This window comes from Pseudomonas sp. SBB6, from assembly GCF_024213215.1.
GTDB lineage: Bacteria > Pseudomonadota > Gammaproteobacteria > Pseudomonadales > Pseudomonadaceae > Aquipseudomonas > Aquipseudomonas donghuensis.
In genome coordinates this window covers 155,816-181,842 of the sequence record NZ_JANAVH010000011.1, presented here as the reverse complement: position 1 = coordinate 181,842, position 26,027 = coordinate 155,816, and the positions used below count along the sequence as shown (strand labels likewise).

Sequence of the window (26,027 nt, the reverse complement as noted above, 5' to 3'; positions counted from 1 at the left end):
ATGTTCCTGCAATAGACACGGTTTTGATCCGTGCACATATAAAACGTTCCAGTAACGCAGGCATTTAAGCCGGTGCGAAGAACCTGACTGGAACAGGGCAGCCAGTTTTGGGCGCATTTATCATGTGGCGCTGGGGCTGACTGGTAGGTACGTCAGAGGACAGGCAACACACCAGGGTCGGGTTCAATGCCGCTGGGTGAAGATCCTGATCAATCTGCAGGTTGGCTCGGTCAGAGTAAGAAGTGATTTACCTGGGGAGCCATCGAGTGGGCCGGTCCTGGTTTCAACAGGCCTGTCCGAAGTGAGGGGCAGGGCACTGTAAGGACTGCTTTGGCCAGAATTGACTTTCAGCTTGGTACTAACGGCGGCAAGACTACAGGAGTCTGCCGTTCTTGGCAAGCTTTGTGAGTTTTCGTCTGGCTAGCCGATCAGTATGTCGCGTTCCTGGCTCGCTGTGAAGTGCTATTTCACCACCTTTCCAGCGCTGTAAGGCAGGGAACGTGCCAATTTCGTGCAGGGAAATGCCTCGCTTCGGGGCGGTTGTGCACACATGGGGCAGCCGCTGTTACAGTCCCGCAACAACGCGGCAAGTGGCCGCCAATGACTTGGCTGTTGCCTTAAGTCAATGAAAAAAAACACTTATTTTAGCTGGTGAAAAAATCGACAGTTTGACTGAAAGCCCCATTTTATAGGGGTTTGCGGGGTGGTTTAGGGGGTTGTCCACCGAGTTATCCACAGCTTCTGTGGATTGTCCCGAGCGCTTGCTCTAGGACGGGCGTGCCAGCTTTTTAGCCGGTGTCCGACAATCCTTCGGCAGTCTTCTGTCAGGGACAAAATGCCCGCCCTGACGTCAAGAAAAAACGCTGAAATATTTTGAAAAAAAGTGCAAAAAAGCACCGGGCCATTGTCAGAAAAATGGAGTAGAGTGGCGCGCCTCTCGAGTTGCCTTCGCTGTTTTTTATGAAGTTTCGCTCCAAAACCCTCGTTGCCCCTGCTGCCCAACCGCCCCTGCCCGAGCCCAAGCGCTTCTCCTTGAAGGTTGCCTTGTGGTTGCTCGACAGCCCGCGCCTGGGTGACAACCCCAACGTCAAGCACTTCGCCGGGCGCCTGCTCAAGCAGCCGGCGCGCCAGGGGGTGGTGGTCGCCCAGAGCCGCCTGGGGCAGATGCTCTGCCGTGACTGCGGCAATGCCCGCGACCGGCGTATCGGCCATGAACTGCTGCGCCAGGCGGCGCGGGCCGGTGACCGTCGGGCTCAGCTCGAGTACGGCCGCCTGTGTGCCCAGGGGCAATTGAATGAGCCGGCCCAGGGCCGTTACTGGCTGGAACAGGCGGCGGCCCAGGGCTCGCAGGAAGCCGTGCGCCTGCTCAGGCAATTGCCTGACGCCTGAGTGCGGCGCGCAGGCCCAAGGCTGATAAGCTGAGCCGTTGATCGTAGGCCGAGGGAGATCGGGGTGGCTATGGCAGTGGATCTGACCAGCATTCTGCTGGGTATCGTGGTAGCGGCCGTGCCGTGCCTGACGCTGATGCTACAGGTGCAGCGGCGCCTGAGTGCGCGCCAGGCGCAAGCGGCCTTGCTCGAGGAGCGCCTGAGCAGCGTGCAACTGGCCCAGGAAGGCCTGCTCGCCCAACTGGATGCCAGTCGCGACGAAATCAGCGACCTGGGCCAGGCCAACGCCGCCAAGCAGGCCACTCTGGCCGCCCAGGCCCGTGAACTTGAGCTGTTGCAGATCGATCGCGACAACGCCCGCGACGCCGCCCACGCCTGGCAGCTCGAACGCACTGCCCGCGAAGCCGAGTTGCGTCGCCTGGATGCCCACAGCGCAGCCCTGAGCGCCGAGCTGCGTGAACAACAGGAAAGCCATCAGCAACGCCTCGACGACCTGCAGGGCTCGCGTGACGAGCTGCGTGCGCAATTCGCCGAAATGGCCACGAAGATCTTCGATGAGCGCGAGCAGCGCTTCGCCCAGACCAGCCAGCAACACCTGGGGCAGTTGCTCGACCCGCTCAAGGAACGCATCCAGGCCTTTGAAAAGCGCGTGGAAGACAGCTACCAGCAGGAAGCCCGCGAGCGCTTCTCGCTGGCCAAGGAGCTGGAGCGCCTGCAGCAGCTCAACCTGCGCCTGAGCGATGAAGCCACCAACCTGACCCAGGCGCTCAAGGGCCAGAAGACCCAGGGTAACTGGGGCGAGCTGATTCTGGAGCGGGTCCTGGAGCACGCCGGGCTTGAGAAAGGCCGCGAGTACCAGACCCAGGTCAGCCTCAAGAGCGCCGACGGTGAGCGCTTCCAGCCCGACGTGCTGATCATGCTGCCGGGCGACAAGCAAGTGGTCGTCGACTCCAAGGTCAGCCTCACCGCTTACCAGCAATATGTTGCCGCCGAGGACAGCGAGATCGCTCAGGCCGCGCTCAAGCAGCATGTGCTGTCGCTGCGCAATCACGTCAAAGGCTTGTCCGGCAAGGACTACAATCGCCTCGAAGGGCTGCACAGCCTGGATTTCGTTTTGCTCTTCGTGCCCATCGAAGCCGCGTTTTCGGCGGCCTTGCAGGCTGAACCGAATCTGTTCCAGGAAGCCTTCGACCGCCAGATCGTGATTGTCAGCCCGACCACGTTGCTGGCCACCTTGCGGGTCATCGACAGCCTGTGGAAGCAGGAACGCCAGAGCCAGAACGCCCGGGAGATCGCCGAGCGCGCCGGCTGGCTGTATGACAAGTTCGTGCTGTTCATCCAGGACCTGGACGAACTGGGCAACCGCCTGCAGCAGGTCGACAAAGCCTACAGCGCGGCGCGCAACAAGCTCTGCGAAGGCCGTGGCAACCTGATCAGCCGCAGCGAACAGCTCAAGCTGCTCGGCGCCCGGGCCAGCAAGAGCCTGCCTGCCGACCTGCTCGAACGGGCCATGGGCGAAGCCGACCCGCTGGCCGCCAGCGCCCTTACTGGGCCAGGCTCAGATGCCGATTGAGCAGGGCGCGCAGGGCCGCCGGCTTGACCGGCTTGGCCAGGTAGTCGAGGCCGGCGGCATGCACCTGGGCGACCATCTCGCTGCGCCCGTCGGCGCTGATCACCACGCCAGGTACCGGCTCGCCGAGGCGGGTGCGTAGCCAGGCCATCAATTCGGTGCCGATCTCGCCGTCGTCCAGGTGGTAGTCGACCAGCGCCAGGTGCGGGCGCAGGCCGTTTGCAAGCAGGGCATCGCATTCTGCGCGGTTGCGCGCGGTGGACACCTGGCAACCCCAGCGGCTGAGCAGGCTGTTCATGCCGATGAGAATGCTGTCTTCGTTGTCGACGCACAGCACCTGCAGGCCCGCCAGTGGCTGCCCGGCCTGTTCGGCGGGGCTGGCCACCGCGACTGCCGGTGCCGTGGCCAGTGGCACGCTGACGCGGAACACGCTGCCCTTGCCCGGCCAGGAGCGCACCTCAAGCGGATGCCCGAGCACTTTGCACAAGCCGTCGGCGATTGCCAGGCCCAGGCCCAGGCCTTTTTCCGCGCGGGTCTGGTGGCTGTCCAGGCGTTTGAACTCCTCGAAAATCACCTGCAGCTTGTCATCGGCGATGCCGCTGCCACGGTCCCAGACCTCCAGCCACAACCGTCCTTGCTGGCGGCGCACACCCAGCAGGATCGGGCTCTTGCCGTAGCGGAAGGCGTTGGTGAGGAAGTTCTGCAAAATTCGCCGTAGCAGTTTCATGTCGCTCTGCACCCGCAGGCGGCTGCCGCGCAGGCGAAAATCCAGGCCTTGCTGCTGGGCCAGGACCTTGAATTCGGCACCGAGGGTGTCGAACAGCTCGTTGAGGGCGAAGGGCTTGGCGTCGGGGGTGATCTTGCCGTTTTCCAGGCGCGAGATGTCCAGCAGGTCGCTGATCAGCTCTTCGGCCGAGCGCAGCGAGCTGTCCATGTGCTGGACCAGTTGCTGGGCGTCGGCCGACAAGCCATCGCCCTGATGCGACAGCGCCGCCGAGAACAACCGCGCGGCGTTCAGCGGCTGCATCAGGTCGTGGCTGACCGCAGCCAGGAAGCGAGTCTTGGACTGGTTGGCGGCTTCGGCGTGGCTCTTGGCTTCGGTCAGCGCCTGGTTCAGTTGCGACAGTTCATGGGTGCGTTCGGCCACCCGTTGTTCGAGGCTTTCGTTGGCACCCTTGAGGGCCTGTTCGGCCTCACGGAACGGGGTGATGTCGGTAAAGCTCATGACAAAGCCACCGCCGGGCATCGGGTTGCCGATCAGCTCGATCACCCGGCCATTGGGGAACAGGCGTTCTGAGGTGTGCGCGCGGCCCTGGCGCATCCAGTGCAGGCGCCTTGCCACGTGCACCTGGGCCTCGCCCGGGCCGCACAGGCCGCGCTCGGCGTTGTAGCGGATGATGTCGGCAATCGGCCGGCCGACGCTGATCAGCCCGTCGGGGTAGTTGAACAATTCCAGGTAGCGGCGGTTCCAGGCCACCAGGCGCAGCGACTGGTCGACCACGCTGATGCCCTGGCTGATGTTCTCGATCGCCCCTTGCAGCAAGGCGCGGTTGAACTGCAGCACCTCCGAGGCTTCGTCGGCGATGCGCACCACATCCTCAAGCTGCATGTCGCGGCCTTCGATGGCCGCCTTGACCACCGCGCGGGTCGAGGAGGTGCCCAGTACGCCGGCGAGCAGGCGCTCGGTGTGTTCGATCCAGTCGCCGTCGGCGTTCTGGTTGGGGTTGAAGCCCTTGCCCTGGCGGTAGGCAAAGCGGATGAAGCTTTGCCGGGCGCGTTCTTCGCCGACAAAGCGTGCGGCCAGGTGCAGCAGGTCGTCGATTTGCACTGCCAGCAGCGAACGGCTGCTGGGGCGGGCGCTGGTCTGCTGGCCGATGAAGCGCCCGGCTTGCCAGTGCTCGGACACCCGGGTTCGCGAGAGGATCGACACCCAGGCGAACAGGGTGAAGTTACCCGCCAGCGACAGCACCACGCCCTGGGTCAGCGGGGTGATCGGCAGGTTCAGCGGGTTGCCGTGCAGCCAGGCCAGGCCCGGGAACAGCGTCAGCGACCAGCCCAGGCTGTGGGCGGCAATCGGCAGCACCAGGGTGTAGAACCACAGGAATACCCCGGCGGCCAGGCCTGCGAACACGCCGCGGCGGTTGGCCTGCTTCCAGTACAGGGCGCCGAGCATGGCCGGGGTCAGTTGGGTCACGGCGGCAAAGGCCACCTGGCCGATGGTCGCAAGGCTCGCGGTGGAGCCGAGCAGGCGGTAGCTGACATAGGCCAGCAGGAGGATGACGACGATGGTCACCCGGCGCACCGAAAGCATCCAGTGGCGGAAGGCTTCGAACGGCCGCTCGGCGTTGTTGCGGCGCAGCAGCCAGGGCAGCAGCATGTCGTTGGAGACCATGGTCGACAGCGCCACGGCTTCGACGATAACCATGCCGGTGGCCGCCGAAGCGCCGCCGATAAAGGCCAGCAGCGCCAGCGCCGGATGGGCTTCGGCCAGCGGCAGGCTGATGACGAAGGAGTCCGGTAGCACCGAACCTGGCAGCAGCATCTGCCCGGCCAGGGCGATCGGTACCACGAACAGTGCGGCGAGGATCAGGTACATCGGGAACACCCAGCGTGCCAGGCGCAAGTCCTGGGGCTCGATGTTCTCTACCACGGTGACGTGGAACTGGCGCGGCAGGCAGATGATCGCCATCATCGCCACGCCGGTCTGCACGATCATCGACGGCCAGTTGATGGTCTCGTTCCAGAAGCCTTCCAGGCGCGGCGCCAGTTGCGCCTTGCTGAATAGGTCGTCGAAGCCGTCGAACAGGCCGAAGGTGACAAAGGCGCCGACGGCGAGGAAGGCCAGCAGCTTGACCAGGGATTCAAAGGCAATCGCCAGGACCATGCCGCGGTGGTGTTCGGTAACGTCCAGGCTGCGCGTACCGAAGACGATGGAGAACAGCGCCAGCACCAGCGATACCACCAGCGCGGTGTCTTGCACGCGGCTGCCGGTGGCATCGGCGCCAGCTCCGATCAACAGGTTGACGCCGAGCACGATGCCCTTGAGCTGCAGGGCGATGTAGGGCAGCACGCCGATCAGGCAGATCAGCGCCACCACCACCGCCAAACTCTGGGATTTGCCGTAGCGCGCGGCGATGAAGTCGGCGATCGAGGTGATGTTTTCCTGTTTGCTGATCAGCACCATCTTCTGCAGCACCCAGGGGGCGAACAGCAGCAGCAATACAGGGCCCAGATAGATCGGCAGGAACGCCCAGAGTTGTTCGGCGGCCTGGCCGACGGCGCCGAAGAAGGTCCAGCTGGTGCAGTACACCGCCAGTGACAGGCTGTACACCCAGGCACGCAGGCGCGGCGGCAGCGGCGTGCTGCGGCGGTCGCCGTAGAAGGCGATGGCGAACATGATGGCCATATAGGCCAGGGCGACCACGGCGATCAGCCCACTGGACAGCGACATGACAACTCCGAAGCAAAAGGGTGATTCAGCCCGACAGCGAACCTCGATCAATCAGTCTGGCACGCCGCAGAGGCTTCGTCAGCGCCGACGATGGTCGCAGTGGCAGAGCGTCGCAGGGGGTTGTACGCAAGGGCTCAAGCCAGGGCCAGGTCGACCAATGCAGGCAGCTGTTGAGCGCTTGGCGGTGCTTCGGCAAACAGAATGCGAAACACTGTCGGCGCGACCAGCAGGTCGAGCAGGCGGTCGAGGTCGGGCAGGGCCTCGGCGCGCGCCTCGGCGCGGTCGAGGATGACCTGCAACTGGCCACGCAGGATGCGCGTGCAGTAGCCCGGGCAGGCGCTGCTGATCACATCGCGCATCATGTTGCGGCCGACCTCCGAGCTCATTTCGTCCAGGTACTGTTCAGCCCAGGCCAACAGGTCGCCGCGCAGGCTGCCGGTATCGGCCGGCTCGCCATCCGGGCGCAGCCGCTCCAGGGCGACATCGGCCAACAGTGCCGCCAGTTCGCTCCAGCGCCGGTAGATGGTCGACGGGGTCACGCCGGCACGGGCGGCAATCAACGGAACGGTCAGGCTCGCCCGGTCCTGCTCCTGGAGCAACGCGCGTACGGCCGCATGGACTGATTGCTGCACACGGGCACTGCGGCCGCCCGTGCGGATACCTTCTTTGATCGCCATGGGCCAAACCTTAGCACAAAGGGTTTGCGTTAAGGCTGGAGGGCGCGCACACTACGCTAAAGCTAACCGTTAGCTTTTATGGAGAGTGCTGATGGCTTTTGAGTCCATAACCCCGGGCGCCCGGGGTTTTCGCCTGGTGTACCTGGCTGTTGCTTTGCTGGGCTTTCTCGCCGCCTCCAGTGCGCCGACGCCGTTGTACCACCTGTACCAACAGGCCTGGCAGTTCTCGGCGGCGACGTTGACGCTGATTTTTGCCGTCTATGCCCTGAGCCTGCTGGCGGCGCTGCTGACGGTCGGCTCGTTGTCGGATTACCTTGGCCGCCGGCCCTTGATCCTTGCGGCCTTGCTCCTGGAAATCGGCGCCATGGGCCTGTTCATCGTCGCCGACAGCGTCGCCTGGTTGCTCGCTGCGCGGGTGCTGCAGGGCTTTGCCACCGGCATGGCCACCAGCGTGCTGGGGGCGGCCTTGCTCGATACCGATCGCCACCAGGGGCCGCTGGTCAACAGCCTGGCGCCGTTACTGGGTATGGCCTGCGGTGCGCTGGGGACCAGCCTGTTGGTCGAATACGCTGCATGGCCATTGCGCCTGGCCTACTGGCTGCTGCTGGGCTTGTTTGCCGTGCTGACCCTGTTGCTCCTGCGCCTGCCGGAAAGCGTCAGCCGCCAGCGCGGAGCCTGGGCGTCCCTGCAGCCGGCCTTGAGCGTGCCGGTGCAAGCCCGTCGCGCCCTGTGGCGGATGCTGCCAGTGGATATCGCGGTGTGGGCGTTGGGTGGATTCTTTCTGTCGCTGGCACCGTCGCTGGTGCGCGAAACCACGGGGTCCACCTCCAACCTTACCGGCGGGGCGCTGGTCGCCGCGCTGACGTTGAGCGGCGCGGCGGCAATCTTCAGTCTGCGCCAGCAACCGGCACTACGCGTTCTGCGTCTGGGCACGGTGCTGCTGGCCAGTGGTGTGGCGCTGATTTTGCTGGCGCTGCACAGTGCTGCGCTGGGTGTGTTCTTCATCGCCACGCTGGTGGCCGGCAGCGGCTTCGGCGCCGGCTTTCTCGGTGCCTTGCGCAGCACCCTGCCACTGGCCGAAGCTCACGAGCGGGCCGGGTTGATGTCGACCTTCTATGTGCTCAGTTACCTGGCGTTTTGCCTGCCGGCCTTGCTGGCCGGCTTCATGGTTCGCCACTTTGGCCTGATCGCGACTAGCCAGGTGTATGCCCTGGGCTTGTTGGCCCTGTGTCTGCTGGCCGCGTTCGGCCTGTTCGGTCAGCGTTCGGCCGCCACCTGTTCGGCTTGAGGTGTGGCAGGGCGGGCCCCCAGGTAATAGAACAGCGCCGCCAGCAACACCGAAAAAATCAACAGGTAAAAGGTCGCCACCGGCACCAGGTGCGCCAGGGCAAAGCCGCAGATTACCGGGCCCAGCGCCGCGCCGAGGTTGGACAGGTTCTGCGCGCCGTAGTACACGCCACGCAGATGCTCCGGGGCAATGCTGTCGATGAACATGTACTCGGCGGGGATGACGATGATCTCGCCGAGGGTGAACACCAGCATCGCCAGGCACCAGACCAGCAGCGACTGGGCCAGCGAGAAACCCAGCAGGCCGACCAGGAACAGCGCCATGCCGGCGATCAGCCAGGGCATCAGCTGGCGGCTGCTGATGCGCCGGCCAATCACATACTGCAAGGCAATCACCGTCACCGCGTTGGTCGCCACCAGGTAGCTGATGTAGCGCGCCGCCTCGCTGGCGCTGCTGGTTACCACCAGGTACTGCGACAGGTAGGCGGTGAACTGGCCGAACACCACCGCGCTGAGGGCACCGCCGAGGGTGAAGCAGATCAGCCGGCGGTCTTTCACCAGCTGCACGCCAACACTGAGAAACCCGGCCTGTTCGCTGCCTTCGACCCGCGCTCGCGCCGCGCGCTCGCCCCAGCGCCGGTAGCTCAGGCACATGGCCAGGCCGAGCAGCGCCGAGAGCAAAAACGGCAGGTGATCATCGAGCAGCACCAGCGCCACGCCGACGAAGGGCCCGACCGCGTAGGCGACGTTGCTCAGGGTGTACTTGATCGAGAACACCTCGCTGCGCTCTTCCAGCGGCAACAGCGCGCAGAAGCCGGCCTTGGCGGCAATGTCCACCACCGCCAGGGCCAGGTTGATCAGCACCAGGCAGATGAAGAACAGGCTGAGTTCGCGGCTGACCACCGCGCCAATGAAGGCCAGGGTAAAGGTCAGGGTCGCGGCGATGATCACTGTGTAGCTGCGCAGGGTATCGATCAGGTAGCCGCCGTACAGGCTCAGCAATGAGGCGACGATCAGTGCGCCGCCGATCATCAGGCCGATGCCGCTGATGTCCAGGGCGAAGTTCTGTGCAAGGTAGACCACCAGGTAGGGCAGGGTGATCGCCCGGGCCAGGGTCAGGATGAAGGTGGTCGCCAGCAGCAGGCGAACCTGTGCCGAGTAGCCTTTGATAGCGGTGAGCATTGTTAACCACGTCCTTGTTGTTATCGGTGCTGAGCATACGCGTTGGGCGAGGTAATTTGTATATCTGTAAAACCGATAACAGATAGAGGAAATACCCGTTATATAGATATATTTTTCAGGCATAAGATGGCCTCAACCTCACCGGAGGACAGGAGAATCCATCATGCCTTGCAGCCAAACCCGCACCTCGCCGTTACGCCCGCTGAGCCAGCTGGCGCACCCGCGCGAAGTGATCCGTCAGTTCACCCCCAACTGGTTCGCCGCGACCATGGGCACCGGCGTGCTCGCCCTGGCCCTGGTGCAGGTTGATGTACCAGGCCTGCGCGGCCTGGCCGAATCCCTGTGGTTGCTGACCATCGGCCTGTTCGTGCTGTTTACCTTGCTGTACACCGCGCGCTGGGTACTGTTCTTTGACGAAGCGCGGCGGATCTTCGCCCATTCCACCGTATCGATGTTCTTCGGCACCATCCCCATGGGCCTGGCGACCATTCTCAACGGTTGCCTGGTGTTCGGCATCAATCGCTGGGGCGAAGGCATCCTGCCCTGGGTCGAGGTGCTGTGGTGGTTCGACGTCGGCCTGGCGCTGCTGTGTGGCGTGGCCATTCCCTACCTGATGTTCACCCGCCAGGAACACAGCATCGACCAGATGACCGCGGTGTGGTTGCTGCCGGTGGTGGCGGCCGAAGTCGCCGCCGCCAGTGGCGGTCTGTTGGCGCCGCACCTGGTGGATGCGCACACGCAGTTTCAAGTGCTGATCACCAGTTATGTGCTGTGGGCGGTGTCGTTGCCGGTGGCGTTCAGCATCCTCACCATCCTCATGCTGCGCATGGCCCTGCACAAACTGCCGCAGGCCAACATGGCCGCGTCGAGCTGGCTGGCCCTGGGGCCGATCGGTACCGGTGCCCTGGGCATGCTTCTGCTCGGCGCCGATGCCCCGGCGATCTTCGCCGCCAACGGCTTGGGCAGCCTCGGTGAAATCGCCCGTGGCCTGGGCCTGATTGCCGGTATCGTGCTGTGGGGCGCGGGCCTGTGGTGGTTGCTCACCGCAGTGCTGATCACCCTGCGCTACATCCGCCACGGCATGCCGTTCAACCTCGGCTGGTGGGGCTTTACCTTCCCGCTCGGGGTGTACACCCTGGCCACGCTGAAACTGGCGGCCTGGCTGGGCCTGGGCTTCTTCCATGAGTTGGGCATGCTGCTGGTGGTGGCCCTGGCCGCGCTGTGGCTGCTGGTCACCGCCCTGACCCTGCGCGGTGCCTGGCATGGCGAGCTGTTCGTGTCGCCGTGCATTGCCGGCCTGAACAAGTAGATTGCATTTACCTGGGTGTTTGTGGCTTTGTGCGGCCTGCGCGTATCCAATAACAAAGCCTCACTCAGGTACACGGACGATGAGTCAATCTTCACAATTCAGCCTGCTTGGCAAACGGCGCTTCTTGCCGTTCTTCGTCACCCAGTCGCTGGGTGCGTTCAACGACAACCTGTTCAAGCAGTCGGTCATCCTGCTGTTTCTCTACAAAATCGCCAGCGCCAACGGCCAGGACAGTACGATCTGGGTCAACGCCTGCGCGTTGATGTTCATCCTGCCGTTCTTTCTGTTCTCGGCGCTGGCCGGGCAGTTTGGTGAGAAATACGCCAAGGACGCGCTGATCCGCGTGATCAAGCTGGCCGAGATCGCGATCATGGCGGTCGGGGCCATTGGCATCATGACCCAGATGCCCTTGCTGATGCTCCTGGCGTTGTTCGGCATGGGCACCCATTCGGCCATGTTCGGCCCGGTGAAGTACTCGATCATGCCCCAGGCCCTGCGCGAGGAAGAGCTGGTCGGCGGCAACGGCCTGGTGGAAATGGGCACCTTCCTGGCGATCCTGGCCGGTACCATTTGTGCCGGGGTACTGATGTCCAGCGCCGATTACGGCGTCTGGGCGTCATCGGCGGTGGTGCTGGTGGCGCTGCTGGGCTACCTGGCCAGTCGCGGCATCCCGCGCGCCGCAGCTTCTACGCCGGAGCTGAACATCAACTGGAACATCGCCAGCCAGACCCTGGCCACCCTGCGCATGGGCCTTCAGCAGACACCCGCGGTGTCGCGCTCGATCGTCGGCAACTCGTGGTTCTGGTTCATCGGCGCGGTGTACCTGACGCAAATCCCCGGTTACGCCCAGCAATGGCTGCACGGCGACGAGACCGTGGTGACCCTGATCCTTACCCTGTTCTCGGTGGGCATCGCCGTCGGTTCGCTGTTGTGCGAGCGCATGAGCGGGCACAAGGTGGAAATCGGCCTGGTGCCGTTCGGCTCCTTCGGCCTGAGCCTGTTCGGCCTGCTCTGGTGGTGGCACTCCGGCGAGATCCTGCCAGCTGCCGCGCCGTACGACTGGCTGGCGGTACTGGGCATTGCCCAGGCCTGGTGGGTGTTGGGGTCGATTCTCGGCCTGGGTGTGTTCGGCGGCTTCTATATCGTGCCGCTGTATGCACTGATCCAGTCGCGCACCCCGCAAGACCAGCGTTCGCGGGTGATTGCCGCCAACAACATCCTCAATGCACTGTTCATGGTGGTCTCGGCGATCTTCAGCGTGGTGCTGCTGAGCTTCTTGGAGCTGAGCATTCCGCAGCTGTTCCTGGTGGTGTCGCTGCTCAACATCGCGGTGAATTTCTATATCTTCCGCATCGTCCCCGAGTTCACCATGCGTTTCATGATCTGGCTGCTCAGCCATTCCATGTACCGCGTCGAGCACCGTGACCTGCAGCAGATTCCTGATCAGGGCGCAGCACTGTTGGTCTGCAACCACGTGTCGTTCGTCGATGCGCTGCTGATCGGTGGCGCGGTGCGCCGGCCGATTCGCTTTGTCATGTACTACAAGATCTACCGCTTGCCGGTGCTCAACTTCATCTTCCGTACCGCCGGGGCGATTCCGATTGCCGGGCGCAGTGAAGATATCGAGACCTACGAGCGGGCGTTCAAGCAGATTGCCGCGTACCTGGCTGACGGTGAACTGGTGTGCATCTTCCCCGAGGGCAAGCTGACCAGCGACGGTGAAATCGACGAGTTCAAGGGCGGCCTGAGCCGGATCATCGAGCAGACACCGGTGCCGGTGATTCCGATGGCGTTGCAGGGCCTGTGGGGGAGTTTCTTCAGCCGCGATCCGGCCAAGGGCTTCTTTCGCCGCTTGTGGTCGCGGGTGACCCTGGTGGCCGGTTCTGCCGTCCCGGTGGAAGCGGCAGAGCCGGTAATGCTGCGCGAGCGGGTCAGCGCACTGCGCGGCGACTCACGCTGAAGCGGCGGGGCAGGGTCAGCTGGTGCTGACCTTGAGCCCGACCAGGCCGCAGATGATCAGCGCCACGCTGACCAGCCGTACCAGGGCCATGGATTCACCGAACAGGATGATCCCGGCGATCACCGTGCCGACTGCGCCGACGCCGGTCCAGATTGCGTAGGCAGTGCCCAGCGGCAGTTCTTTCATGGCCAGGCCCAGCAGGCCGAGACTGATGACCATCGCGGCGACGGTCAGTACGGTGGGCAGGGGGCGGGAAAAGCCGTCGGTGTACTTCAGGCCGACGGCCCAGCCGACTTCGAACAGGCCGGCGAAAAACAGGATGATCCAGGACATGCAGAGTCTCCATCAAGTGATGGGGCCGTCCCCGGAATGGTCACGCGGTGCGTCGTGAGGCCGTCCTCACAGTGGGCGGTATGGTGCCCAAGTTGGTTTTCGACTGCAAGCTGGGCTGTCAGCCCCATCGCATCGCGGGTCAGGAAGATCAGGCCACCGGGTGTACGGCAGGCTTTATCTCCGGCTCTTGCATGCGCCGAAACCAGGTCGACAGCAACGCCCCGGAAATATTGTGCCAGACGCTGAACAGTGCACTGGGCACCGCCGCCAATGGCGAAAAGTGTGCACTGGCCAGGGCCGCGCCCAGCCCGGAATTCTGCATGCCGACTTCCAGCGCCAGCGACTTGCGCTGTGCCAACGGCAGCTTGAACAGCTTGCCGGTGATATAGCCAAGCATGAAGCCAAAGCCGTTGTGCAGCATGACCACCGCCATGATCAGTACGCCGGATTCGGCGATCTTCGCCTGGCTGGCGGCCACCACGGCGCAGACGATCATCACGATGCTGACCACCGACACCAGCGGTAGCACCTGCACCGCCAGTTGTACCCGCGCGCCCAATAGGCGTTGAGCCAGCACGCCAAGCACGATCGGCAGCATCACCAGTTGCAGGATCGACCAGAACATGTCGAGGAAAGACACTGGCAGCCAGGCCGAGGCCAGCAGCCAGATCAGCGCCGGGGTCAGCAGCGGGGCGAGCAGGGTGGTGACGGCGGCAATCGCCACGGCCAGGGCCAGGTCGCCCTTGGCCAGCCAGGCCATGACGTTGGATGAAGTGCCGCTGGGGCAGCAGCCCACCAGGATCACGCCCACGGCGATTTCCGCCGGCAGCTGGAACAACTGGCACAACAGCCAGGCCACGCCGGGCATGATCATGAAATGCGCGACCACGCCCAGGGCCACGCGCCAGGGCTGGCGGGCGACGGCGGCGAAGTCATCAAGTTTGAGGGTCAGGCCCATGCCGAACATGACCAGGCCGAGAAGCGGCACGATGGCGCTTTTAAGGCCGATGAACCACTGCGGTTGCAAGAAGGCCAGGATGGCGAACAACAGCACCCACCAGGCGAAGGTATTGCCGACGAAGCGGCTGAGGGCAGCGAGGGCACGCATGGCGCAGGTCCTTCTTATTATGTACAAATACTGTGGGAGCCAGCACGTCAAGTGTCGTCTGGAACACGACCGCTGCGCGCTCGATCGCTGGCAAAGCCAGCTCCCACCGGTTCGGCGTACACAGATCCATTGTGGGAGCCGGCCTTGCCGGCGATGAGGCCGGCAAGGTCGCTACACTACTCAGATCCCCTGTGGGATTTCTTCCCCACCCAACGCTTCGAACAGCGCCGGCAGGAACTCGCCAAAGGTCAGCATCATCAGGGTGAAGCTGGCATCGAGCTGGCCCAGGGCCTCGTCGCCGCCGTCTTCTTCGGCCTGGTCCTGCAGCAGCTCTTCAAAGCGCAGGCGCTTGATGACCATCTTGTCGTCGAGCACGAACGACAGTTTGTCCTGCCAGGCCAGCGACAGTTGCGTCACGACCTTGCCGGTGCCCAGGTGCAACTGGATCTCGTCACTGGTCAGGTCCTGGCGCTTGCAACGGACGATGCCGCCGTCTTCGTGGGTGTCGCGCAGCTCGCACTCGTCCAGCACGTAGAAGTCAGGCGCCGCTTGCTGGGTCTTGACCCAGTCGGTCATGGTCGCGCTCGGGGCGATCTTCACGGTCACCGGGCGCACCGGCAGCGAGCCGATGACTTCACGCAGGGTCGACAGCAGGTCTTCGGCACGCTTGGCGCTGGCCGAGTTGACCAGGATCAGGCCTTGCTTGGGGGCGATGGCGGCGAAGATCATCGAGCGACGAATAAAGGCGCGCGGCAGGAAGGCCTGGATGATCTCGTCCTTGATCTGGTCGCGCTCCTTCTTATAGACCTTGCGCATCTGCTCGGCTTCGATCTCGTCGATCTTCTCCTTGACCGCATCGCGCACCACGCTGCCCGGCAGAATACGTTCTTCTTTACGTGCGGCGATCAGCAGGAAGTCACCGCTGACATGCACCAGCGGTGCGTCTTCACCTTTACCGAACGGGGCGATGAAGCCATAAGTGGTCAACTCCTGGCTGGCGCATGGGCGAGCCGGCTTGCTGGCCAGAGCGGTTTCCAGTGCCTCGGGGTCGAACGGGATGTCCTGGGTCAGGCGGTAGGTCAGCAGGTTTTTGAACCACATGGGGTGAATCTCTCCTCAACACATAAGGAGGGCATTATTCTCCGAGCAGGCGCTTCAGGCCAAGTCCGCTAAGTCTTTGGAACGCCTGAAAATTTTTTTTAAAAAAGTGCTTGCCAGAGTGTGCGGTGCTCCGTAGAATGCGCGCCACACCGAGACGAAGGGTGATTAGCTCAGCCGGGAGAGCATCTGCCTTACAAGCAGAGGGTCGGCGGTTCGATCCCGTCATCACCCACCACTTCTCAGTGTATCGCGCAGCGGTAGTTCAGTCGGTTAGAATACCGGCCTGTCACGCCGGGGGTCGCGGGTTCGAGTCCCGTCCGCTGCGCCATATTTAGCTTCCAGGGCCCACTGAACACCCGGAAGCCACAAAGAAAGCGACCCTAGGGTCGCTTTTTTTGTTTCTGGAATTCGTCCAGAATCCACCAGTACGCTGGGACGCTACTGTTTTTCTCCGTGCCAGCCCCACTTCTGAGCAAGAGATCGAACATGCAGGATGCAAGCACTTCCCCGGCGCCAATGCTGGGTATCGACCTGGGTACCACCAACAGCCTGGTGGCGGTCTGGCAAGATGGCCGGGCACAACTGATTCCCAATGCCCTTGGCGACGTGCTCACCCCTTCGGTGGTCAGCCTCGACGAAGATGGCAGCATCCTGGTCGGCAAGGCTGCGCGCTCGCGCCTGACCACTCATCCGCAACGCACCGCAGCCGCCTTCAAACGCTTCATGGGCAGCGAAAAAAAGATCAATCTCGGTGACCAGACCTTCAGCCCCGAAGAACTGTCGGCGCTGGTGCTCGGTTCCCTCAAGGCCGATGCCGAAGCTTTTCTCGGCTGCCCGATCAGCGAAGCGGTGATTTCCGTGCCGGCTTACTTCAGCGACGAGCAGCGCAAGCGCACCAGCTTTGCCGCCGAGCTTGCCGGGCTGAAAGTCCAGCGCCTGATCAACGAACCGACGGCCGCGGCCATGGCTTACGGCCTGCACGAGCAGAAGTTCGAGCGCACGCTGATCTTCGATCTTGGCGGCGGCACGTTTGACGTCACGGTGCTGGAGTACGCACTACCGCTGATCGAGGTACACGCCTCGACCGGCGACAACTTCCTCGGCGGCGAAGACTTTACCGCCGCCTTGCTGCAGGCCTGCTTGCAGGACTGGCAACTCAAGCCTGCGATGCTTGCGCCCCAGGCCCTGGCCAGCCTTGCCGATGCCATCGAGCAGCTCAAGTGCAAACTGGGCGAGGGCGAGCAGCAATTGAGCTGGAACGGTGACGGCGTCAGCCGCCAGTGGTCGCTGGATGACACCCGTGCGCAGAAGATCTGGGCGCCTTTGCTGGCGCGGATTCGTGCGCCGATCGAGCAGGCCCTGCGCGATGCGCGCCTGCGCGCCAGCGACCTCGACAGCCTGGTGCTGGTCGGCGGTGCCACGCGCATGCCGGTGATCCAGCAGATGGTCTCGACCCTGTTCGGCCGCCTGCCTTACCGTCACCTCGACCCGGACACCATCGTTGCCCTCGGCGCCGCCACCCAGGCGGCGTGCAAGGCGCGCGATTCGGCGATCGAAGAGCTGATCCTCACTGATGTCTGCCCCTACACCCTGGGTATCGCCGCGGTGGATGGTGAATACCAGAGCGAGATCTTTGCGCCGATCATCGACCGCAATACCGTGATTCCGACTTCACGGATCAAGCCGTTCTATAGCACCCACATTGAACAGAAAATGATCAGCATCCGGGTCTATCAGGGCGAGCGACCGAGGGTCGAAGACAACATCTTTGTCGATTCCTTCAAGGTCCCGCTGACGCCAAACGGCAAGCTCCAGCGCCTGGACGTGCGTTTTAGCTACGACATCAACGGCCTGCTGGAAGTCGATGTCACCTTGCCGGGTACTGGTGAGCAGTTCAGCCACGTGATCGATCGCAGCCCTACCGGGCTGGATGAAGAAGCGCGCCAAGCCAGCCATGCGCGCCTTGCCGGGCTGAAGATCCACCCGCGCGACGCATTGCCCAACCGGACCTTGCTGGCCCGCCTGGAGCGCGCCTGGGCGCAGACCCTGGGCAATGACCGCGACCTGATCGGTGACTGGCTCAACGAGTTCAGCTCAGTACTGGCCGGCCAGCAATCGACAGAGATCGCCAACGCTCGCCAGCGCCTCATCGAGGCGCTGGACGAACTGCGTTACTGACCGTTGAGCCGCCGCAGGGCGGCTTGCAGGCCACTGTGCAGGCTGTCCTGTGGCTGATGGACGGGCGGTACACCGTAGCGGTTGGGCAGCGGTTCGCCTGGCAGTATCAGCAGCACCAACGGCAAGAAGTGCAGGAACGGGAGCAGCATCGCGAAGATGATCATCGTCGGGATGCCCCGGCCAATATCGTGCAGACGGCGCAAGGTGGCACTGCCGAGCAGGCCGAAGAACAGCAGGCCGAAGAAGGCCTGCCCGAGCGAGGTGCTGGCCGTCAGGGTGAGGATCGGCCCGAGCAAGACGCTGCCGACCACCTGTACGCCATAGCCCTTGCGACCCAGGCGGCTGCCCAGTTTCCATAGGTGCGAGGCCGGTACCGGCTGGCTGCCGGTGTTGGCCAGCAGCAGGCGCTCAGACCACGACAGCAATGCCGTCAGTGCTGCGCGGATGCCGGCGTCCATGCCCGGGTAATCCTTGCCGCGCTGCAGCTCCTTGAGCACCTTGGCCCGCGGTACCCCGGCGCTGCCGTAGCGTGCCAGGTTCTTGAGGGCGTCGAGCATGCTGTAGAACAGCGTGCTGTTGATCAGCTCGTCTTCTTCCAGCACCTTGCGTGGCGGGCGCACCGGTTCGCCCTTGATCAGGCCGCTGCGAAACGGTTCGAACCAGGCATCCGGGCAGGTCAGGGTGGAGATGCGCCGCAGCAGGCTGCCATGCTGTTCGGCGCTCAGGCTCGGGTCGTGATAGAGGATGCCGCACAGCACCATCATGCCCAGCACGTCATCGTCAAACGCGTGCGGGTCGTGCTCCAGGCAGGCATACAGTTGCAGGTTGCTGGGCAGCTTGGCGCTGTCCAGGGCTTGTTGCACGGTGAGCAGGCGCTGGCTGATAAAGTGCTGCAGCGGATCGTTGTCGTCCAGCCAGCCCAGCAGGCCATTGACGTTGCCTTGCTGGCTCTGCAGGCGTAGCAGCAACTGCTGCAACCCGGCGAACGGATGGCCAGGCGCATACGGTAGGCTTGCCAGCAGTTGCGTCGGCACCATCGCCAGCCAACGCTCGGGTTCATCGATCAGGGCGAGCATGAACAGGTTCTGCCGGTGCCAGGTCCACAGGCCGTCGTCGGCAGGCGGGCGCGGCAGCTCGATACCGGCCTCGGCCAGTTCCGCAAGCAGCTGTACGCCATAGGGCTCGGGCATCAGGTTGCCCGGCTTGATCAGCTCGGTGAGCTTGGGCAGGGTTGCGGCCGGGTAGCTGCGTACCCGCCGCAGCCAGTCGCGGGCCACCGACAGGCCGCTGCCTTCGCACAGCACCTCGGGCAGTTGCGGGTGCGCCGAAGGGCTGTTGATGAAGGCGGTCAGGGCCAGGGCCAGCGGCGACTGGTTGAGCCAGCGCAACTGTTGCTCGGCCTGGTACTTGAAGCCTTCGAGGATCAGGATCTCCAGCGGATCATCGCCCAGCGGTTCGTCCAGGATCTGCCGCAGCAGGCCGCTGTCACCGCGGGTCAGGGCCCAGGCGTGGCGGTACAGGCGCTGCAACTGACGGTCCGGTTGATCGTCGAGCAGCCAGGCCAGCAGCGGCAGTTCATCTTCGCCGTCCAGGTACCATTTGACGAAAATCCCGGCGATACCTTCGTACTCGTTACGCGCGGCTTCGACCAAGCGCGTCACGGTTTCCGGGCGCTGCGACGGGCTGCCCCAGATCTGCCCAGGGTCGTTCAGGTCTTGCGGCCATTCGTATACCGGATCCAGGCGATCCATGGCCTGGATCAGCAGCGGCAGGCGCTGCGGTTGGTGCTTGGCGCACAGGTTCAGCAACCAGCGGGCGGCTTCCGGGTACTGGTGTTCGCGCCACAGGCGGGTCCAGCACTGGCGGGCCAGCTCTACCTGGCCGGTGTCGCTGGCCTGGCAAGCGAGCATATACAGCAGGTCGATATCGTCCGGCGCCTGGCGTTGTTGCTCGGCGATCAAGGCAAACAAGCAGGTGTTGCCGATGCCGGCCTGGCACAGCTGCGCCAGCAGGCGCTGGATATAGGCCTGGTCATCCGGGAACGGCATGCAGGTGTACAGGGTGGCGAAGCTCTCGAATTCGAACAGCGGCCGGTTATGGTAGAAGTAATCCAGGTTCCTGGCGAACCACAGGGCTTCGACCTGCGCTTCGGCCGACCAGTGTTTCATTACGCGGGTGTCGAACGGGTCTGGCTCGCTGATACTTTCGAGGAATTCGTCGGCCTGACGCGGATCCTCCAGACGCAGCACTTCGTTTTCCCAGCCCAGGTGAGTGGCCATCAGCTGCACGCAGGCGTGCGACAACGGGCCGGCCTCCATCAGGTTGTACAGAAGGTGCCAACTGATCTGTTCCTGGTCACCCAGGGTCAAGCTGCTGAAACCATCGATGAAGGCCTGCCAGGCCGGCGGATCGAAGCGCCGGGTCGGGTCGGCGAGCAGCTTGGCGAAGTCCGCCATGGTCTGTTCGATCAGTGTATTGCGCGCAGGCACCGGATCGTCGTGCTCAAGGTCCTCATCCTGCTCGTCGCGGGCCAGGCGCAGGGCGTGCTCATAGGCTTCGCGCAGGGCCTGGAAACCTTGCGGGTCGGTTTCCGGGTGGTGCTGCGGCAACAGTGCGCGGTAAGCGCCGCGGATGACATCGGGATCGTTGGTTGGCTCGATGCCCAGGCGAATCCAGCAGCTCATGACCAGCAATCCTTCGGCAGGGTGTCAGGGCGTTCAGGCAGGTTCAGTGGCAGGTCCCAGGGGATGTTGGCGAAAAAGCCCAGGGCGTTTTGGCTCAGGTTCATCATGATGCAACGGTTCCTGTGTTCGCTGCCCTGGCGTTCCAGGCTCCGGGCCAGTTCCTCGTCGCTGCTGCTGGAGCAGTTCCACAGCGCCCTGCCACACAGGTAACCGGCCAGGTAGCGGTCCCAGTCGTTGTAGTAGTGGCGTGCACGCAGGGCCAGGCGGCCGTGCAGCCAGAGGCTTTCATCGAGGCTGACGTAGCCCCTGCGCAGGCCGGCGCGCAGCAGGTAGCTCATGCGCCCGATGTCCCAGGCGCGTACGCCGCCCTGGCCGCAATCGGCGAGGGTACGCAGGGCGAACTGGTACTCGATGCGTTGGCGTGGGCTCAACAGCTCAAGCACCCGCTGCCATTCGCTGGGCAGGCAGCGCGCGGCTTGCCAGTAGGCGTCCTTGACCCGATGGGCGTGGCCGGTGTCGGCCATGCTGAGCATGTCCAGCAGCTCCTGGCGATTGGTGATGCTCCACCACTTTTTCAGGTCGGCCCCGTCCTCCTCGTCGAGTTCGAAGTAAGTCGCCGCGGTGTAGCTGGCGCCATTGAGGGCGACCATGGGCGCGGAAAGGGCGTACAGCCAGTGCTGCTCGATTTCTTCCATGAAAAAGCTCCGGGGCCGGTAGAGGAGTGTGCGGGTGCCGGCCGTAATGGCGCGGATTGTAGAGAGCCGCGCGATGCGCGGCAAACCGGATTCGCTGCGTTAAGCGCTGGCCAGCATGGCGCGCTCTTCTTCGCGCAGGGTCAGCACTTCAAAACCGTCGGCGGTGACGGCGATGGTGTGTTCCCATTGCGCCGACAGGCTGCGGTCGCGGGTGATCACCGTCCAGCCGTCCTTGAGGGTGCGCACGCCACGTCCGCCCTGGTTGATCATCGGCTCGATGGTGAACACCATGCCGGGCTTGAGCTGCAGGCCGCTGCCCGGGTGGCCGTAGTGCAACACTTCGGGCGCCTCGTGCATCTGCCGGTCGATGCCGTGGCCGCAGTACTCACGCACCACGTTGTAGCCAGCGGCTTCGGCGTGGCGCTGGATGGCGTGGCCGATATCGCCCAGGGTCGCGCCGGGGCGCACTTGGCGAATGCCTTGCCAGAGCGCGGCATAGGTGGTGTCGACCAGTCGCCGGGCGGCGGCATCGATCTGCTCCAGGCAGTACATCTTCGACGAGTCGGCAATGTAGCCGCCTTGCTCCAGGGTGATATCGACGTTGACGATGGAGCCGGCCTTGAGCACCTCATCGGCGTGCGGCACGCCGTGGCACACCACGTGGTCGACCGAGGTGTTCAGCGAATAGGCAAAGCCGTACTGGCCCTTGCTCGCCGGGCGCGCCTTGAGCACATCGACGATGAACGCCTCGGCCCGGTCGTTGATCTGCAGGGTGCTGACCCCGGGGGCGATGAAACTGTCGAGGTGGGCGAACACCTGGCTCAGCAACTGGCCGGCAGTGCGCATCAGGGCCAGCTGTTCGGCGTTTTTCAGGACCACTTGGCTCATGGGGGAAGGTATTTCGTCTCTTTGAATGTACGCCAATGATACGGCCACGCCTGCTGGCTGTGCCATCCGATGGTGCAAGCGGGCCCAATGCGGTGCAGCCTGGCAGCCGCCGGTGAGCGCCCGAGCCCCACACAGCAAGGCCTTGCCGATTCTGGCGCGGCCCTTGCTATAGCTTGAGCATCCGGCAATCAACGCAGATTGCCCCGTTCACGACAAAGGCGCCGTGTTGCCCCGCTTGTTCATTCAAGCCGGGGCAGCAGGGCGCCTTTTTGTTTGCGCAATCAGGAGGTAGGCCGATGAGCAGCACCAGCGTGCGCAGCGTGTGCCCGTATTGTGGCGTCGGTTGTGGCATCGTCATGACCGTGGAAGGCGGGCGGGTGACCAAGGTCAGTGGCGACAAACAGCACCCCAGCAACTTTGGCCGCCTGTGCACCAAGGGCCTGACCGCCCATCAACCGTTGCGCGAGTCCGGGCGCATGGAGCACGCCTACTTGCGTGACCAGCGTCAGCGCGACCCGGTGCAGCGCGGCATTGAGACCGCCATCGAACAGGCCGCGCAGCGCCTGCGGGCGATTATTGATGAGCATGGGCCCGACGCCCTGGGGTTCTATGTCTCCGGGCAGATGTCGTTGGAGGCCCAGTACCTGATCAACAAACTGGCCAAGGGCTTTGTCCGCAGCCGGCATATCGAGTCCAACTCGCGCCTGTGCATGGCCAGTGCCAGCAGCGGCTACAAACTGTCGCTGGGCGCCGATGGGCCGCCGGGCAGCTACCAGGATTTTGATCGCGCCGAGGTGTTTTTCGTGATTGGCGCGAACATGGCCGATTGTCACCCGATCCTGTTCTTGCGCCTGCTCGACCGGCTCAAGGCCGGCGCGCGGCTGATCGTCGTCGACCCCAGGCACAGCGCCACCGCCGCCAAGGCCGACCTGTTCCTGCAGATCAAGCCAGGCACCGACCTGGCGCTGCTCAATGGCCTGCTTTATCTGTTGCGGCAGAACGGCCAGTGCGACGCCGAGTTCATCCAGCGCTACACCGAAGGCTGGGAGGCGATGCCAGCCTTTCTCGAGGACTACACACCCGCGCGGGTCGCCGCCATCACCGGGCTGCGCGAAGCCGATATCCGCCAAGCTGCAGCGTGGATCGGCCAGGCTCCGGAGTGGATGAGTTGCTGGACCATGGGCCTGAACCAGAGCATCCATGGCACCTGGCAGACCAATGCCCTGTGCAACCTGCACCTGGCCACCGGCGCCATTTGCCGGCCGGGCAGCGGGCCGTTTTCTCTGACCGGCCAGCCCAATGCCATGGGCGGGCGCGAAATGGGCTACATGGGCCCCGGCCTGCCAGGGCAGCGTTCGGCGCTGGTCGCGGCAGATCGTGCCTTCGTCGAGCACCTCTGGCAGATCCCTGCCGGCAGCCTGCGCAGCGAAGCCGGTGACGGCACGGTGGCGCTGTTCGAAAGCCTGGCGGCCGGGCAAATCAAGGCCTGTTGGATCATCTGCAGCAACCCGGTGGCCAGCGTCGCCAACCGCCAGCAGGTGATCGAAGGCTTGCAGGCGGCGCAACTGGTGATCACCCAGGATGCCTTCCTCGACACCGAGACCAATCGCTACGCCGATATCCTCCTGCCCGCCGCCTTGTGGGCCGAGGGCGAGGGGGTGATGGTCAACTCCGAGCGCAACCTGACCCTGATGAACCAGGCCGTCGAGGCGCCGGGCGCGAGCTTGCCCGACTGGCAGATCATTGCCCGTATCGCCTGCGCCATGGGCTATGCCGAGGCGTTCAGCTACGCCAATGCTGAAGCGGTGTTCAACGAGTTGCGCCAGGCCTGGAACCCGGCCACCGGCTACGATGTGCGCGGCGTCAGCTATGCCGGCTTGCGTGAGGCAGCGCAGCAGTGGCCGTGTGAACCCGGGCGCGAGCATGATCGCAGCCCGCTGCGCTATCGCAACGACGGTGTCAGCCAGGTCCTGCTGCGTGATGCGCAAGGCCAGGTGCCTGCCATTGCCTTCCCCACCCCCAGCGGCAAGGCACGCTTCTTTGCCCGGCCTTGCCTGCCCAGCGCCGAGCGGCCGGACGCTGACTTTCCGCTGGTGCTCAACACCGGCCGGGTCCAGCACCAGTGGCACACCCTGACCAAGACCGGCAAGGTGGCGGCGCTGAACAAGCTCGACCCCGGGCCGTTCGTGGAGATTCACCCGGACGATGCCGAGCGCCTGGGCATCGCTGAAAAGGATCAGGTGCAGATCCGTTCACGACGCGGGCAGGCGCTGCTGCCGGCACGGATCACCACCCGGGTACTGCCGGGCAACTGCTTTGCGCCGTTTCACTGGAACGACGTCTACGGCGACAACCTGGCGATCAATGCGCTGACCAGCGACGCGGTCGATCCGCTGTCGCTGCAGCCAGCCTTCAAGTACTGCGCGGTGGCCCTGAGCCGGGTCGCTGGCGAACGTATCGAGGCCGTCCAGGTCGATCAGCAGCACGCCTCGGTGCAGGACAAACACTTGCTGCTCTGGGCCTCGCAAACCGGCAACGGTCAGGCCCTGGCCGAACAGTGCGCCGAGCGCTTGCGCCAGGTCGGCTTGCCGGTGCAGTTGCGCTGCATGGAAGACGTGGCTGTGGAGCAATTGGACAATCCCGCCAGCTTGCTGCTGATCGCCAGCACCTTTGGCGACGGTGACGCGCCGGACAGCGGCGCGGCGTTCTGGCGCGGCCTGCATGGCGAGCACTCCCAACGCTGCGCCGGTGTGCCCTATGCGGTGCTGGCCCTGGGGGATTCCAGCTATGAACAGTTCTGCGGGTTTGGTCGCAAGCTCGATCAGCGCCTGGCCGAGTTGGGCGCCGAGCGCTTGCTGGAGCGGGTCGACTGCGAGGGCGATTTCAATGAGCCGGCGGGGCAATGGCTGCAGGCACTGCTGGGTAAACTGGGGCACGGCGAGCTGCTCCTCGGTGCGCCGGTGGCGGCGCCTGCGGCAAGCGCTTTCAGTAAAACCCGGCCATTGGCAACAACCCTGGTTGGCAACCGTCTGCTCAACAGCCCGGGGGCGATCAAGGAAACCCGCCAGTTGGTGTTCGACCTGGGCAACAGCGGTTTCAGCTATCAGGCCGGTGACGCCCTGGGGGTGTGGCCGCGCAACTGTCCGGCGCTGGTCGACGAGCTGCTGACTGCGACCCGCTTCGATGGCAGCCGCTGCGTCAGCCTCAAGGGCCAGGCCGACATGCCGTTGGCCGAGGCGCTGCTGGAGCACCTGGAGATCGCCCGCATCACGCCGCCGTTGCTTGAGGCCTTCGCGGTTGGCAATGCGCAGCTGCGCGAGTTGCTTGCACCGCACAACAAGGCTGCGCTAAAGGACTGGCTGTGGGGCAAACAGTTGATCGACCTGGTGCACGCGTGCAAACCCGAGCTGAGCCTGGATAGCTGGTTGAGCCTGCTCAAACCCTTGCAGCCGCGGCTGTACTCGATCAGCTCAAGCCAGAAGCTGCATCCGCATCAGGTGCACCTGACGGTTTCCACCGTCCGTTACGGCCAGCGCAAGGGCGTGTGCTCGACCTACCTGGCCGACCGCAGCGAGCCCGGCCGGGTCGAAATCTTCAGCCAGCCGACCGCGCACTTTCGCCTGCCCAGTGATAGCTCGGCGCCGGTGATCATGGTTGGCCCCGGCACCGGTGTGGCGCCGTTCCGGGCGTTTCTTCAGGAGCGTCAGGCCGAGGGTGCCACAGGCCGCAACTGGCTGCTGTTCGGTGAGCAGCAAGCGGCCACGGACTTCTACTACCGCGACGAGCTGCTGGCCTGGCAGCGGGACGGCCACCTGAGCCGCCTGGACACCGCGTTCTCCCGCGATCAGGCGCAGAAGATCTATGTCCAGCAGCGCATGCTCGAACACGGCGCCGAACTCTGGCGCTGGCTGGAGGAGGGCGGGCACTTCTATGTCTGTGGTGACGCCGAGCGCATGGCCAGGGACGTCGATGCGGCGCTCAAGCAGGTGGTGCATCAGCACGGTTGCATGAGTGTGGAGCGGGCCGAGGCCTATGTCAGCGAACTGAGCCGCGCCAAGCGCTACCTGCGCGACGTCTACTGAATGCCCCATAAGGGGGAGGGCTGCACCAGCCTGGGTCGATAACGGCCCGGACGGATAGCGTAGAACCCCCGGTTTCAAAGGCTTTGGCAGTTGGCACGCTACCTGCTTTTGCTTGCTTACAACGTCCTCGCGGG

The 26,027-nt window shown here is 64.2% G+C and carries 16 protein-coding genes and 2 tRNA genes; 9 read left to right on the top strand and 9 right to left on the bottom strand.

All coding sequences use genetic code 11. The annotated features are described in order from the left end of the window. Positions 1 to 960 precede the first annotated feature (960 nt). Both NLX68_RS20685 and rmuC read left to right on the top strand, forming a co-directional pair. On the top strand, positions 961 to 1,389 hold the full coding sequence (locus NLX68_RS20685) for a tetratricopeptide repeat protein (protein WP_026001396.1): 429 nt from the start codon (positions 961 to 963) through the stop codon (positions 1,387 to 1,389). 183 nt (positions 1,390 to 1,572) lie between these two features. Continuing rightward, positions 1,573 to 2,961: a DNA recombination protein RmuC gene (rmuC, locus tag NLX68_RS20680; protein WP_254285627.1), complete on the top strand. Its 1,389-nt coding sequence runs from the start codon at positions 1,573 to 1,575 to the stop codon at positions 2,959 to 2,961. On the opposite strand, the gene NLX68_RS20675 is transcribed toward rmuC, so the two are convergent. Further along, positions 2,933 to 6,409: a PAS domain-containing hybrid sensor histidine kinase/response regulator gene (locus tag NLX68_RS20675; RefSeq protein ID WP_254285596.1), complete on the bottom strand. Its 3,477-nt coding sequence runs from the start codon at positions 6,407 to 6,409 to the stop codon at positions 2,933 to 2,935. The genes rmuC and NLX68_RS20675 overlap by 29 nt on opposite strands. A 134-nt stretch (positions 6,410 to 6,543) precedes the next feature. Next, on the bottom strand, positions 6,544 to 7,086 hold the full coding sequence (locus NLX68_RS20670) for a TetR/AcrR family transcriptional regulator (protein ID WP_254285595.1): 543 nt from the start codon (positions 7,084 to 7,086) through the stop codon (positions 6,544 to 6,546). 91 nt (positions 7,087 to 7,177) lie between these two features. Here NLX68_RS20670 and NLX68_RS20665 point away from each other — a divergent pair, with 91 nt between their 5' ends. After that, on the top strand, positions 7,178 to 8,374 hold the full coding sequence (locus NLX68_RS20665; RefSeq protein WP_254285594.1) for an MFS transporter: 1,197 nt from the start codon (positions 7,178 to 7,180) through the stop codon (positions 8,372 to 8,374). Here NLX68_RS20665 and NLX68_RS20660 read toward each other — a convergent pair. After that, positions 8,344 to 9,555: an MFS transporter gene (locus tag NLX68_RS20660; RefSeq protein ID WP_254285593.1), complete on the bottom strand. Its 1,212-nt coding sequence runs from the start codon at positions 9,553 to 9,555 to the stop codon at positions 8,344 to 8,346. The two genes, NLX68_RS20665 and NLX68_RS20660, sit on opposite strands and share 31 nt — an antisense overlap. A 163-nt stretch (positions 9,556 to 9,718) precedes the next feature. Between NLX68_RS20660 and NLX68_RS20655 the strand changes: the two genes are divergently transcribed. After that, complete coding sequence (locus NLX68_RS20655) at positions 9,719 to 10,864, top strand: TDT family transporter (RefSeq protein WP_254285592.1); 1,146 nt, start codon at positions 9,719 to 9,721, stop codon at positions 10,862 to 10,864. Positions 10,865 to 10,943: 79 nt separating this feature from the next. Then, positions 10,944 to 12,824: an MFS transporter gene (locus NLX68_RS20650; protein WP_254285591.1), complete on the top strand. Its 1,881-nt coding sequence runs from the start codon at positions 10,944 to 10,946 to the stop codon at positions 12,822 to 12,824. Between the two features lie 15 nt (positions 12,825 to 12,839). Here NLX68_RS20650 and sugE read toward each other — a convergent pair whose 3' ends face one another. The 3 genes from sugE to rdgC all read right to left on the bottom strand — a co-directional run bounded on the left by sugE (position 12,840) and on the right by rdgC (position 15,366). Then, a complete protein-coding gene (gene sugE / locus NLX68_RS20645) occupies positions 12,840 to 13,157 on the bottom strand; it encodes a quaternary ammonium compound efflux SMR transporter SugE (protein WP_010224254.1) in 318 nt (105 codons plus the stop codon). A gap of 148 nt (positions 13,158 to 13,305) precedes the next feature. After that, positions 13,306 to 14,265: a bile acid:sodium symporter family protein gene (locus NLX68_RS20640; protein ID WP_254285590.1), complete on the bottom strand. Its 960-nt coding sequence runs from the start codon at positions 14,263 to 14,265 to the stop codon at positions 13,306 to 13,308. A gap of 180 nt (positions 14,266 to 14,445) precedes the next feature. After that, complete coding sequence (rdgC, locus tag NLX68_RS20635; RefSeq protein WP_010224252.1) at positions 14,446 to 15,366, bottom strand: recombination-associated protein RdgC; 921 nt, start codon at positions 15,364 to 15,366, stop codon at positions 14,446 to 14,448. A 159-nt stretch (positions 15,367 to 15,525) separates the two neighbouring features. Here rdgC and NLX68_RS20630 point away from each other — a divergent pair. The 3 genes from NLX68_RS20630 to NLX68_RS20620 all read left to right on the top strand — a co-directional run bounded on the left by NLX68_RS20630 (position 15,526) and on the right by NLX68_RS20620 (position 17,544). Then, positions 15,526 to 15,601 (top strand) — tRNA-Val (locus NLX68_RS20630). Positions 15,602 to 15,617: 16 nt separating this feature from the next. Then, positions 15,618 to 15,694: transfer RNA gene (locus tag NLX68_RS20625), tRNA-Asp, on the top strand. A gap of 158 nt (positions 15,695 to 15,852) precedes the next feature. Further along, positions 15,853 to 17,544, top strand: a complete 1,692-nt coding sequence (locus NLX68_RS20620; RefSeq protein WP_254285589.1) for a molecular chaperone HscC — start codon at positions 15,853 to 15,855, stop codon at positions 17,542 to 17,544. On the opposite strand, the gene NLX68_RS20615 is transcribed toward NLX68_RS20620, so the two are convergent. The 3 genes from NLX68_RS20615 to map all read right to left on the bottom strand — a co-directional run bounded on the left by NLX68_RS20615 (position 17,538) and on the right by map (position 21,811). Continuing rightward, positions 17,538 to 20,228 (bottom strand): DUF805 domain-containing protein, encoded by a 2,691-nt coding sequence (locus NLX68_RS20615; RefSeq protein ID WP_254285588.1) that lies wholly within the window; start codon positions 20,226 to 20,228, stop codon positions 17,538 to 17,540. The genes NLX68_RS20620 and NLX68_RS20615 overlap by 7 nt on opposite strands. Beyond that, the gene (locus NLX68_RS20610; protein WP_254285587.1) at positions 20,225 to 20,923 is read right to left on the bottom strand and encodes a DUF1266 domain-containing protein; all 699 of its coding nucleotides are present in this window, start codon (positions 20,921 to 20,923) and stop codon (positions 20,225 to 20,227) included. Before NLX68_RS20610 ends, NLX68_RS20615 begins: the two co-directional genes overlap by 4 nt. 99 nt (positions 20,924 to 21,022) lie before the next feature. Further along, the gene (gene map, locus NLX68_RS20605; protein ID WP_254285586.1) at positions 21,023 to 21,811 is read right to left on the bottom strand and encodes a type I methionyl aminopeptidase; all 789 of its coding nucleotides are present in this window, start codon (positions 21,809 to 21,811) and stop codon (positions 21,023 to 21,025) included. Between the two features lie 296 nt (positions 21,812 to 22,107). Here map and NLX68_RS20600 point away from each other — a divergent pair, with 296 nt between their 5' ends. After that, positions 22,108 to 25,893, top strand: a complete 3,786-nt coding sequence (locus NLX68_RS20600; RefSeq protein ID WP_254285585.1) for a bifunctional nitrate reductase/sulfite reductase flavoprotein subunit alpha — start codon at positions 22,108 to 22,110, stop codon at positions 25,891 to 25,893. The last annotated feature ends 134 nt before the right edge of the window (positions 25,894 to 26,027 follow it).